Annotated in this window: 11 protein-coding genes and 1 pseudogene; 9 read left to right on the plus strand and 3 right to left on the minus strand. The window is 74.7% G+C overall.

Annotated features, from left to right (window positions below; all coding sequences use genetic code 11):
- Window positions 1-31 precede the first annotated feature (31 nt).
- Both AB0B02_RS19680 and AB0B02_RS19685 read right to left on the minus strand, forming a co-directional pair.
- Window positions 32-703 (minus strand): response regulator transcription factor, encoded by a 672-nt coding sequence (locus AB0B02_RS19680; RefSeq protein ID WP_357302527.1) that lies wholly within the window; start codon window positions 701-703, stop codon window positions 32-34.
- A gap of 113 nt (window positions 704-816) precedes the next feature.
- Window positions 817-2,052, minus strand: coding sequence for a histidine kinase (locus AB0B02_RS19685; RefSeq protein ID WP_281936171.1), 1,236 nt, complete (start codon window positions 2,050-2,052; stop codon window positions 817-819).
- A 133-nt stretch (window positions 2,053-2,185) separates the two neighbouring features.
- On the opposite strand from AB0B02_RS19685, the gene AB0B02_RS19690 reads away from it, so the two are divergent.
- The 9 genes and pseudogenes from AB0B02_RS19690 to AB0B02_RS19730 all read left to right on the plus strand — a co-directional run bounded on the left by AB0B02_RS19690 (window position 2,186) and on the right by AB0B02_RS19730 (window position 10,634).
- Complete coding sequence (locus AB0B02_RS19690; protein WP_281936173.1) at window positions 2,186-3,085, plus strand: ATP-binding cassette domain-containing protein; 900 nt, start codon at window positions 2,186-2,188, stop codon at window positions 3,083-3,085.
- Window positions 3,082-3,873 carry an ABC transporter permease gene (locus tag AB0B02_RS19695; RefSeq protein WP_357302154.1) on the plus strand — a complete coding sequence of 264 codons (792 nt, stop codon included), beginning with the start codon at window positions 3,082-3,084 and terminating at the stop codon, window positions 3,871-3,873. Before AB0B02_RS19690 ends, AB0B02_RS19695 begins: the two co-directional genes overlap by 4 nt.
- A 2-nt stretch (window positions 3,874-3,875) precedes the next feature.
- Entirely contained in the window at window positions 3,876-4,580 is a 705-nt protein-coding gene (locus AB0B02_RS19700; protein WP_281936176.1) for a hypothetical protein, read from the plus strand.
- Window positions 4,581-4,648: 68 nt separating this feature from the next.
- Window positions 4,649-5,149 (plus strand): hypothetical protein, encoded by a 501-nt coding sequence (locus AB0B02_RS19705; protein ID WP_357302157.1) that lies wholly within the window; start codon window positions 4,649-4,651, stop codon window positions 5,147-5,149.
- A gap of 116 nt (window positions 5,150-5,265) precedes the next feature.
- On the plus strand, window positions 5,266-6,690 hold the full coding sequence (locus AB0B02_RS19710; protein ID WP_281936180.1) for an amino acid permease: 1,425 nt from the start codon (window positions 5,266-5,268) through the stop codon (window positions 6,688-6,690).
- 155 nt (window positions 6,691-6,845) lie between these two features.
- A pseudogene (locus AB0B02_RS19715) lies at window positions 6,846-7,619 on the plus strand (CDP-alcohol phosphatidyltransferase family protein); the annotation flags it as partial.
- Window positions 7,620-7,660: 41 nt separating this feature from the next.
- The gene (locus AB0B02_RS19720) at window positions 7,661-9,310 is read left to right on the plus strand and encodes a sulfatase (RefSeq protein WP_357302161.1); all 1,650 of its coding nucleotides are present in this window, start codon (window positions 7,661-7,663) and stop codon (window positions 9,308-9,310) included.
- Between the two features lie 13 nt (window positions 9,311-9,323).
- On the plus strand, window positions 9,324-10,079 hold the full coding sequence (locus AB0B02_RS19725; RefSeq protein ID WP_281936300.1) for an FkbM family methyltransferase: 756 nt from the start codon (window positions 9,324-9,326) through the stop codon (window positions 10,077-10,079).
- A gap of 15 nt (window positions 10,080-10,094) precedes the next feature.
- The gene (locus tag AB0B02_RS19730) at window positions 10,095-10,634 is read left to right on the plus strand and encodes a DUF1697 domain-containing protein (protein WP_357302164.1); all 540 of its coding nucleotides are present in this window, start codon (window positions 10,095-10,097) and stop codon (window positions 10,632-10,634) included.
- 10 nt (window positions 10,635-10,644) lie between these two features.
- On the opposite strand, the gene AB0B02_RS19735 is transcribed toward AB0B02_RS19730, so the two are convergent.
- Complete coding sequence (locus AB0B02_RS19735) at window positions 10,645-11,625, minus strand: MBL fold metallo-hydrolase (RefSeq protein ID WP_281936186.1); 981 nt, start codon at window positions 11,623-11,625, stop codon at window positions 10,645-10,647.
- Window positions 11,626-11,650 lie beyond the last annotated feature (25 nt).

Genomic DNA, 11,650 nt, shown 5'->3' on the forward strand with positions numbered 1-11,650 from the left:
GCTGATACTATCACCAATGAGAGCATCTTCGTCAGACCAGGTCGGCGTCCTGGACCAGCAGCGCCACCTGCACCCGGTTGTTCAGGTCGAGCTTGGTGAGCAGCCGCGACACGTACGCCTTCACGGTCGCCACGCTCATGAACAGCTCGGCGGAGATCTCCGCGTTGGTCCGGCCCCGACCGAGCAGCAGCGCGACCTCCCGCTCCCGCTCGGACAGCTCGCCGAGCAGCCGTACCGCCCGCTCGCGGCGGGGATCCCGGGCGGGCGCCGGCACGGCGACGGTCACGTGCGCGATCAACCTGCGGGTCACCGCCGGGGACAGCGTCGCCTCGCCCGCCGCGACCCGGCGTACCGCCGCCACGATCTCGGCCGGTGGGGTGTCCTTCAGCAGGAAGCCGCTCGCCCCGGCCCGCAGCGCGCGCAGCACCTGTTCGTCGGCGTCGAACGTGGTCAGCACCAGCACCTCGGGCGGGTCCGCCGCCGCCCGCAGCGCCTCGGTGGCGGCCAGCCCGTCCACCCGGGGCATCCGGATGTCCATCAGCACCACGTCCGGGGCGTACGCGGCGACGGCGGCCGGCACCTCGACGCCGTCGGTCGCCTCGCCCACCACCGCCAGGTCGGGTACGCCGCCGAGGATCATCGACAGCGCGCCCCGGACCAGCGGGTCGTCGTCGACGATCAGCACCCGCACCGGCCCACTCATCGGGCGGGGCCGACCGGGCATGCCCTCACGGCCCTCGCTCCGCTCGGTGCGTTCGCTCATGCCGTACCGACCGGGCATGCCCTCACGGCCCTCGCTCCGCTCGGTGCGTTCGCTCATGAGGAGGCCCAGGGCAGCCAGGCGGCCAGCCGGAAGTCGCCGTCGGCGTCCCGTCCGTGGTCGACGCGTCCGCCGGCCAGCGTGACGCGCTCGGCGACGCCCACCAGGCCGGTGCCGGTGCCGGGGATCGCGGCGGCCGGCCCGCCCACCGGCCAGGGGTTACGGATGTCCACCGCCAGCCCCTCGCCGGGGCCGCCGGCCAGCCGGACGGTCACCACCGCCCCGGGCGCGTGCTTGCGCGCGTTGGTGAGCCCCTCCTGCACGATCCGGTACGCGCTGCGCCCGATCGCCGCCGGCACCGCGGCCGGCTCGGTCACCTCGTCCACCACGCTGACGCGTACCCCGGCGTCCCGGCTCTCGGCCACCAGCGCGGGCACGTCGCCGAGCGTCGGCTGCGGCCGTTCCGGGGTGGCCTCGGAGCCGGTCTCGGCCCGCAGCACGCCGATCACCTCGCGCAGGTCCTGCAACGCGGCGTGCGCGCTGGCCCGGATCACCCCGGCGGCCCGGGCGACCTCCTCCGGCGGCGCGTCCGGGCGGAACTCCAACGCGCCGGCGTGCAGGCTGAGCAGCGAGATCCGGTGGGCGAGCACGTCGTGCATCTCCCGGGCGATCCGGCCGCGTTCGAGGTTCCGGGCCTGGTCCAGCCGGAGCTGCTGTTCGGCCTCGGCCCGTTCGGCGCGGTCGCGCAGCGACAGCACGAGCTGCCGGCGCGCCCGGACGAACAGCGCCCAGGCCACCACGATGCCGATGAAGAGCACGGTCCACGCCACGGCCGCCCAGAACGGCATGGCCGGGTCGGGGCGGACCGCGATGAACGGCAGCGCGGTGGCCAGATGCCAGCCGACCAGCGTCAGCCCCACCACCAGCGGTCGGTGGACCAGCACGGTGAACAGGACGACCAGCAGCACGGCCCCGGAGGTGACCGAGAACAGCGTCAGCGGCGCGGTGGCCACCGCCAGCCCCACCGGCCAGCGGCGGCGCAGCCAGAGCGCGCCGGCGGCGAGCAGGCCGACGAACAGGTCGATCTCGGCGAGCCAGCTCGGCCCGGCGTTGAGCGCGAACTCCGGTCGCCCGCTCACCGCGTCGTCGTGCGCGAGGAGCACCCAGCCCAGCGCGATCAGGAACAACAGGCTGTCGACGAACCAGTCCCGCGGGGTCCGGCGGGCGGCCCGCGCGGGCACCAGGGAGCCCGGCAGGAGCCAGGGATGATCGGGGACGACGGCGCTGCTCACCCGCCCCATGCTAGGGAGCCGGCCGGACCGGCTGCCAGCTACCAAAGTCGACGCCTGCGGTGAACCTCGGTCGGCGCCGGCGACGACCGTCGGCCGCAGCGGGGCACCGGGTGGCCCCGGCAGGCTTCTCGGCATGATCGAAGTCGACCAACTGACCAAGCGGTACGGCCCGCACACGGCCGTCGAGGACGTGACGTTCCGGTGCGAACCGGGCACGGTGACCGGATTCCTCGGCCCGAACGGCGCCGGCAAGTCCACCACGATGCGCATGATCTGCGGGATGACGCCGCCCAGCTCCGGCGCGGCAACGGTCGCCGGCCGGCCCTACCGGGCGCTGCCCAACCCGGGCCGGGAGATCGGCGTCCTGCTCGACGCCTCGGCCCAGCACGCCGGACGCACCGGGCGGGAGACGCTCACCCTGGCCGCCCGCACCATGGGCGTGGAGCGGGGGCAGGTGGCCGCGAAGCTGGACCTGGTCGGGCTGAACGACACCGCCGCACGGCGCCGGGTCGGCGCGTACTCCCTGGGCATGCGGCAGCGGCTCGGCCTGGCGCTGGCGCTGCTGGGCGACCCCCGGGTGCTGATCCTCGACGAGCCGGCCAACGGCCTCGACCCGGAGGGCATCTACTGGATGCGCGGCCTGCTGCGCGACTACGCCGACCGGGGCGGCACCGTGCTGCTCTCCTCGCACCTGCTGCGCGAGGTGGAGGCGGTGGCCGACCGGCTGGTGGTGATCGGCGGCGGCCGGGTGGTCGCCCAGGGCGGCAAGGACGAGCTGCTGGCCGGCGCCGGCACGCTGGTCCGCGCCCGCGATCAGCACGCCCTGCGCCTCACCCTGGACCGCGCCGCGCTGCCGGCCACCGTCGGCACCGACGGCGGCTTCGTGGTCCGGGCCGAGCCGGAGGCCGTCGGTCAGGCCGCGGCCGACGCCGGACTGGTCCTCACCGAACTGCGACCGGCCGGCAGCGGCGGCCTGGAACAGCTCTTCCTCACCCTCACCGCCGGCGCGTCGACCAGGGAGGCCGTCCGATGACCACCGCCACCACGCCCGTTCCCACCGCCGCCCCCACGCGGCACGAGCCGGCCGCCGGCCCCTCGCTGGCCCGGCTGACCGGGGTGGAGCTGCGCAAGCTCGCCGACACCCGGGCCGGCCGCTGGCTGCTGATCAGCATCGCGCTGATCGCGGTCGCCATCGTGGTGGTGCAACTCTTCGTCACCGACGGCCCGGAGCAGACGTTCACCGCGTTCTTCGCGCCGTCGCTGCTGCCGGTCGGGCTGCTGCTGCCGGTGCTGGGCATCCTCTCCATCACCGGCGAGTGGTCGCAGCGCACCGCGTTGACCACGTTCGCGCTGGTGCCCCGCCGGGAGCGGGTGATCGTCGCCAAGCTGGCCGCGGTGGTGCTGGCCGCGCTCGCCTCGGTGCTGGTCAGCCTCGCCGTCGCCGCCGCCGGCACGCTCGCCGCCAAGGCCACCGGCGGGGCGGGCGCCTGGACGTTCGACTGGCAGCTGCTGCCGTACGCGGCGGTGTTCCAGGTGGCGAACGTGCTGATGGGCGCCGGGTTCGGCCTGCTGCTGCTGAACACGCCGCTGGCCGTCGTCACCTTCCTGCTGCTGCCGACCGTGTGGAGCGTGCTGTCGGCGATGATCAAGGCGCTGCGGGAGCCGGCCGGCTGGCTGGACACCTCGGTCACCATGGCGCCGCTGCTCAGCCCGGACATGACCGCCGGGCAGTGGGGTCGGCTCGGTGTCTCGCTGGCCGTCTGGATGGTCGTGCCGCTGGTCGCCGGCCTGATCCGCACGATGCGGCGGGAGGTGTCCTGACCGTGGCCGACCGGGAACCCGGGGCCGTCGTGGTCGACGGCGGAGTCGGCGAGCTGGTGGTGATGTGGGCCGGGTTCCCGCTGCTCGGCGCGGGACTGGGCGCCGGGCTGACCGCCCTGTCCGGCTGGCTCGCCGGGCTGGCCTGGTTCCCCTTCCAGGACGTGTTCGCGCTGCTCGACAGGTGGCCGGACCAGCGGTCGTACCCGCTCGGCGCGGGGGTGGCGGCGGTGGCGGGCCTGGCCCTGGCCGTGGTGGGCGTACGGGAGCGGCTGCGGGTCACGGTCGGGCGCCGGTCGGTGCGACTGCACCGGGACGGGCACGGCCGGGACGTCGCCCGGACCGAGGTGGCCGGCGTGTTCGTCGACGGCAGGGCGCTCGTGCTGCTGGACCGGGCCGGCGGCGAGCTGGCCCGGGAGCGGTCCGACCTGAGCGCCGGCCGGCTGCGGGAGGCGTTCACCGGCCAGGGCTGGCCCTGGGTCGACCAGGACCCGCACCGGGACGCGTACCGGCGCTGGGTGCCCGGGCTGCCCGGCCTGCCGGCCGGCGCGGACGCGCTGCTGCGGGCCCGGGAGCGGGCGCTGAAGGACAGCCGCGGCGCCGAGGTCCGGGAGCTGCACGGGGAGCTGGCCCGGCTCGGCGTCGTGGTGCGGGACGAGGGGAAACGGCAGTACTGGCGGCTGGTGAGGCGGGACGACGACCCCCGGTGACCGAGGCCGGCACGATCGGCGGGTGCCGTCCTACACTCGGGGCCCCGACCGCCCCCATGGGAGTTCCGTTGCGTCCTCGGCTCGCGCCCCCGGCTCTGGTCCTGGCCCTGCTGCTCGCCGGTTGCGGCGGCGAGACGAAACAGGTCGCCCTTCCCCCGCCGGCGAGCCCCACGCCGAGCCCGGTGGCGCCGCTGACGGTCAAGGAGGCGAAGGGGCGCTACCTGGCCGCGGTGGCGGCGTACGACATCGCCCGCGACGAGCTGGCCGAGGCCCAGAAGGCGGGCCGGCCGTGGCGGACGGTGCGGGAGCGGGCCGGGGCGGTCGTGGACGCCAACCTCGCCTGCGCCGGTGAGTTGCGCGCGGTCCGCTGGCCGGCCGCCGTGCAGGCGCCGATGGCGGCGCTGCTCACCGAACACGAGGTGGCGCTGCGGCAGTGGCGGCTCGCGGCCGGGGCCGCCGGCGCCGCCGAGCTGCGCCGGGCGACCCGGGCCGCCACCGCGCACGACGGCGTCCGGCAGGCGGCCCGGGTACGCGCCGCGCTGGGCCTGCCGCCACTGCGCGCCACCTGACCGCCACGGGCTGCGATCTTCGGCGCGAGGACTTACCGTCGTGCCGTGGCGTGACCGCGGCGTGTCGCGGCGTGACCACGGCTCGGAAGCGTGACGGCGCGGCGGGAGGGGTCACCATGACCGTTGGACAGGGCATCTTCCGGCGTAAGCCGGTGGAGCAGATCGCCGACGAGACCGAGGAGGGGCTCGCCCGCGAGCTGGGCCTGTGGCAGCTCACCGCGATCGGGGTCGGCGGCATCATCGGCGCCGGCATCTTCGCGCTCGCCGGCGCGGTGGCCAACGAGACCGCCGGTCCGGCCGTGCTGGTGTCGTTCCTGATCGCGGGCCTGGCCAGCGCCGCCGCCGCGCTGTCGTACGCGGAGTTCGCCGGCATGATCCCGAAGGCCGGCTCGGCCTACACCTACGGCTACGCCGTGCTGGGCGAGGCGGTCGGCTGGTTCATCGGCTGGGACCTGCTGCTGGAGTACACCGCCATCGTGGCGGTGGTGGCGATCGGCATCTCCGGCTACTTCGGCTTCCTGGTCACCCAGTTGGGCGCCGACCTGCCGGCCTGGATGCTCGGCGCGCCGGGCACCGGCGACGGGCACCGCGTCGACCTGTTCGCGGCGGCGCTCTGCCTGCTCATCGCGTACCTGCTCAACCGGGGCATCAAGGCCGCGGCGCGGTTCGAGACGTTCGTGGTCGGGTTGAAGGTCGCCGTGGTGCTGCTGGTGATCGTGGTCGGCTTCTTCCACGTGAAGACCGGCAACTACTCGCCGTTCTTCCCGTTCGGGGTGGGCGGCGCGATCACCGGGGCGGCCACCGTGTTCTTCGCGGTCTTCGGCTACGACGCGATGAGCACCGCCGCCGAGGAGTCGCGGGACGCCCGCCGGCACATGCCGAAGGCGATCATCTGGTCGCTGCTCATCTCCATGGTGCTCTACGTGTTGGCCACGTTGGTGCTCACCGGCATGCAGAACTACCGGGACATCGATCCGGAGAGCGGGTTCTCCTCCGCGTTCGCCTCGGTCGGGCTCTCCGGCCTGGCCAGCGTGATCGCGGTCGGGGCGATCATCGGCATCCTCACGGTGATGTTCACGTTCATGCTCGGCGTGACCCGGGTGTGGTTCTCGATGAGCCGGGACGGGCTGCTGCCGGCCTGGTTCGCCAAGGTGCACCCGGTGCGCCGGGTGCCCAGCCGGGTCACCTGGATCGTCGGCGTCGCCTCGGCGCTGATCGCCGGCTTCCTGCCGATCCGGCAGGCCGCCGAGCTGACCAACATCGGCATCCTGCTGGCGTTCGTGGTGGTCTGCGTGGCGGTGATCGTGCTGCGCTACCGCCGCCCGGACGCGCCCCGGACGTTCCGGCTGCCCGGCATGCCGGTGGTGCCGGCGGTCGGCGTGGTGTTCTCGATCTGGCTGATCACGTTCCTCGACCCGGTGACCTGGCTGCGCTTCGGCGTCTGGTTCCTGCTCGGCGCCGTCGTCTACGCGCTGTACGGCTACCGCCGCTCGGCGCTGGCCGGCCGCGCGGACGACCCGGCCGACGCGCCGCCCCGCTGACCCGCCCCGACACGAATGCGCTCGGCCCGCCCGGCCGGGCAGACGGCCCGGTGTGACGTGCGCTCTTGATCGTGCGTTTTCGGTATCAGAGCGAACCGTTCGGGCATGTTCTGCGTACACACCGGTGGGTCGTACGCGCGTCATTCGGAGGCACAGTGTCAGTGGTTCGGACTGATCCATTCGCGGGGGCGATCCTCCAGCTCGGTGTGCTGGCGGGAATCGCCGGCACCGTCGGCCTGGGCCGGGCCGGCTGGCTGGCCGGTCTCGTCTACGGGGCGGTGCTGCTCACCGCGCTCGGGCACGGGCTGCGCCTCGCGGGCGCGTGCCGGCTCGGGCCGGCCGACTGGGTGACGCTGACCCGGGCGACGCTGGCCGGCGGCGTGACCGCGCTGGTGGTGGACTCGTTCAGCCGGCCCACCCCGGTCGCGGTGCTGGTCGGGCTCACCACCGTGGCGCTCGCGCTCGACTGGGTGGACGGGCAGGTGGCCCGGCGCACCGGCACGGTGAGCGCGCTCGGGGCCCGGTTCGACATGGAGGTCGACTCCTTCCTCGTCCTGGTGCTCTGCCTCCACGTCGCCGACCAGGTGGGCCCGTGGGTGCTGGTGATCGGCGCGATGCGGTACGCCTTCGTCGCGGCCGGTTGGCTGCTGCCCTGGCTGAACGGTCCGTTGCCGCCGCGCTACTGGCGCAAGACGGTCGCCGCGGTCCAGGGCATCGCGCTGACCGTGGTGGCGGCGGAGGTGCTGCCGACGGCGCTGGCCGTCGCGGTGCTCGTCGGCGCGCTGGCGCTGCTCGTCGAGTCGTTCGGCCGGGACGTGCGCTGGCGGTGGCGGCACCGCACGCCGGCCGTCCGCATCGAGCCGGCCCGTCCGGCGGCGGTGCGTTCCCCCGTGCCGGCGGCTCGCCGGGCCGGCTGGGAGCCCGCCGCTCCGGTGCTCGTCGGACGCGCCGAGGTCGGCGGTCGGCGGCCGTGACCGACGACGACCCGACCCCGACCGCCGGGCACGACCCGACCCCGACGGACAGTCTCCGGCGCAGGGCCGTCACCGTGCTGGCCGCCGCGTTGGCGCTGGTCGCCCTGATCCTGCCGACCGACGTCAACGACCTCACCCCGGCCGCGTTCCTCCGCATCCCGGTGGAGGGGCTGATCGCGGTCGCCCTGCTGCTGGCGCTGCCGCCGAGACCCCGCCGGATCGTGGCCACGGTGCTCGGCGCGCTGCTCGGCCTGGTGCTCGTCCTGAAGATCGCCGACCTCGGCTTCTCCATCGTGCTGGACCGCCGCTTCGACCTGATCGCGGACTGGGCGTTCCTGGCCGCCGGCGCGGAGTTCCTCGCCGAGTCGTACGGGCGGGCCGCCCAGGTGGGGGCCGTGGTCGCCGCGGTGGCCGCGGTCGTCGCCGTACCGGTGCTGGTGACGTTGTCGGTGGGGCGACTCGCCCGGCTGGTCGCCGGCCACCGGGGGGTGAGCGCCCGGGTCGCCACCGCGCTCGGCGCGGCCTGGGTCGCCTGCGCGGTGCTCGGCGCGCAGCTCGTCCCCGGGCTGCCGATCGCCGCCGGCACGGTCGCGGCCGGCGTGTACGACCGCACCCGGCAGGTCAACGCCGGGCTGCACGACCAGGAGCGGCTGCGCGCCCAGCTCGCCGGCGACCCGTTCCGGGACACCCCCGGCGACCAGTTGCTGACCGGGTTGCGCGGCAAGGACGTCCTGGTCACGTTCGTGGAGAGCTACGGCCGGGTGGCGGTGGAGGACCCGGAGCTGGCCCCGGAGGTGGACGCCGTCCTCGACGAGGGGACGCGCCGGCTGACCGCGGCCGGCTACGGCAGCCGCACCGCGTTCCTCACCTCGTCCACCACCGGCGGCGGGAGCTGGCTGGCGCACGCCACGCTGATGTCCGGCATCCGGGCCGACAACCAGCTCCGCTACACGAACCTGGTACGCAGCGACCGCCTGACGCTCAACGGCGCGTTCAAGCGCGCCGGATGGCGGACGTCGCTTGTCATGCCGGCCCTCACCCGGGCCTGGCCGGAGGCCGACTTCTTCGCCCCGGACCGCGTCTACGGCGCCGGTGACCTCGGCTACCGGGGGCCGACGTTCAGTTTCTCCTCGCCGCCGGACCAGTTCACCCTGGAGGCCTTCCAACGCGCGGAGCGGGCCCCCGGGCACGCCCCGGTGATGGCCGAGATCCCGCTGCTCTCCAGCCATCTTCCGTGGTCGCCGGTGCCGCCCCTGGTCGACTGGGACGACCTGGGCGACGGATCGGTCTTCGCCGGCACCAACCGCGCCGACCGGGCGGACGAGGGCACCCGGAAGGCCTACCGGAACTCGATCGTCTACACGCTGCGCACCCTGGTCTCCTACGTGGAACGCTACGGCGACGAGAACCTCGTGCTGGTGTTCCTCGGTGACCACCAGCCGGCCCGGGCGGTCACCGGCGAGGGGGCCGGCAGGGACGTGCCGATCACCATCGTGGCCAAGGACCCGGCCGTGCTCGACCGGGTCGCCGGGTGGGGCTGGCAGGCCGGCCTCAACCCGGCCCCGAACGCCCCCGTCTGGCCGATGGAGGAGTTCCGCGACCGGTTCCTGCGGGCGTTCGGCCCGCAGTCCAGGACTCACAGTTAGGAACGGCGTGACGATGCTCGCACGGACCTGGGGGATCACCCGGTCCCTGGCCATCTACCACGGACAGCCGGCCAAGCACCGCCGGGCCCGCCGGCTCTACGGCCAGTTCCTCGGCCCCGGCGACCTCGGCTTCGACATCGGCGCCCACGTCGGTGGCCGGGTCCGCACCTGGCGTCGGCTGGGCGCGCGGGTGGTCGCGGTCGAGCCGCAGCCGGACTGCCTGCGGGTGCTGCGCCTGGCGTTCGGGCGCGACGGCGGCGTGGCCATCGAACCCACCGCGGTCGGCGCCCGCGCCGGCCGGGCGCGGTTGGAGCTGTCGTCCGCGACGCCGACGGTGTCCACCATGTCGTCGTCCTGGATCGATTCGGTGACGGCGGACCCGAGCTTCGCCGGGGTGCGGTGGGACCGCTCGGTCGAGGTGCCGGTGGTGACACTCGACGACCTGGTCGCCAAGCACGGCGTACCGGCGTTCTGCAAGGTCGACGTGGAGGGCTTCGAGGGTGACGTGCTGGCCGGGCTGAGCCGGCCGGTGCGCGCGCTCTCCTTCGAGTACCTCCCACCGGCGCACGACGCCGCGCTCGCGGTGCTCGACCAGGTGCAGCGGCTGGGCGCGTCGGCGGGCGGCTATCGCTACAACTACTCCCCGGTGGAGACGATGCGCTTCGCCGCCGACGAGTGGCTCGACGCGGCCGGCCTGGTGCGGCTGCTGGAGGCGTACCGGCCGGCGGGCCGCTCCGGCGACGTCTACGCCCGGTTGGCGTCCGCCTGACCTAGGCTGCGGGTCATGAACCGCTACGCCGCCCTGCTGCGGGGCGTCAACGTCGGCGCCACCCGGCTCGCGATGGCGGACCTGCGTCGCGTCGTCGCCGACCTCGGTCACACCGACGTCAAGACGTACCTCCAGAGCGGCAACGTGGTGTTCACCGCCCCACCGACCCGCGACGAGGTGCTCGCCGAGGGCATCGCCGGGCGGCTCGCCGACGAGGTGGGCCTGCGGGTGCCGGTGCTGGTCCGCGACGGCGACGAGTTGGCCGCGCTGGTCGGCGCGAGCCCGTACGCCGGGCGTCAGGACGACCCGACCCGGGTGCTCGTGGTGTTCCTGTCCGCCGCGCCGGACCCGGCCCGGGTCCGCGAGCTGGCCGTGCCGGCCGGCGAGGAGATGGCGTACGCGGTGGTCGGCCGGGAGCTGCACCTGCACTACCCGGCCGGCAACTACGGGCGGACGAAGTTCACCACCGCGTACCTGGAGAAGACGTTGGGCGTGGTGGCGACGGCGCGCAACTGGAAGTCGGTGCTGGCGCTGCGCGACCTGACCGCCGGTTGAGCGCGACCGGTCAGAACCGGTACGCGGTGTGGTATTCGGGCACCACCACCCGGCTGCGCGGCGAGACCCGGCGCACCTCGGCGATCAGCGCGTCGAGCCGGTCCCGGTCGGTCGCGGCGACCGTCGGCGGGTTGACCAGCGGGGTCTCGAAGTTGTCCCAGTGCACCGGCACCACGGTCCTCGGGTGGTCCAGCGCGGCCATCAGCCGGGGCACGTAGTCGGCCACGGACGCGGTGGCGGCGGAGGCGATCATCGCCACGTCCGGGGCCAGGCCGGCGTACCGGCGCTCGTCCAGGTCGCTGGCGCCCATGAAGAACACCGACGGCCCGCCGTCGACCCGGATCTGGTAGGCAAGCGTGTCCCCTTCGGGCAGGTCGGAGACCTTCGTCGGCTGCGGCGGCGGGCTGACCCGTACGCCGGGGAAGGCCATCGAGAAGGCCGCGTTGCGGCTGTGCAGCGAGCCGACCACTTCCACCGTGTACCCGTCGAAGTCGAGCACCTCACCGCCCTTGACCGGGGCGAGCTGCCCGGTGGGCAGCCCGTACGCCACGCCGAGGTGGTAGGCGGTGAGTGTGCCCAGGACCCGGGCGCCGGTCCGGGCGGCGATGTGCGGCACGTCGTTGAAGTGGTCCCAGTGGGTGTGCGTGACCAGGATGTTCTCGGCGCGGTCGGCGAGCCGGTCCACCACGTCGGCGGCCACGGTCAGCGCGGTGTCCGGGTGGAACGCCCCCCGGAAGAGTCCGGTGTCGAAACGGCTGAGGTACGGGTCGACAAGCACGGTCCGGTCGCCGATGTCGATCCGCCAGCCGGCCGTGCCCCACCAGCGGAAGCTCACCGCGCCGGCCCGCTGCCGGCGGGCGGGCGGGGCGCTCGGAGCGGCCTGGGCCGGGGTGCCGGCGACGAGCCCGGCGGTCGAGACGGCGGCGGCGCCGACGGCGGTGTCACGCAGGAAGCGGCGGCGGGCGTAGCCGGCCGGTCGGTTCTCGGGCATGGGTGGTCCTCCCCGTTCGGAATCG

It is taken from the genome of Micromonospora sp. NPDC049240, assembly GCF_040647835.1.
Lineage (GTDB): Bacteria > Actinomycetota > Actinomycetes > Mycobacteriales > Micromonosporaceae > Micromonospora.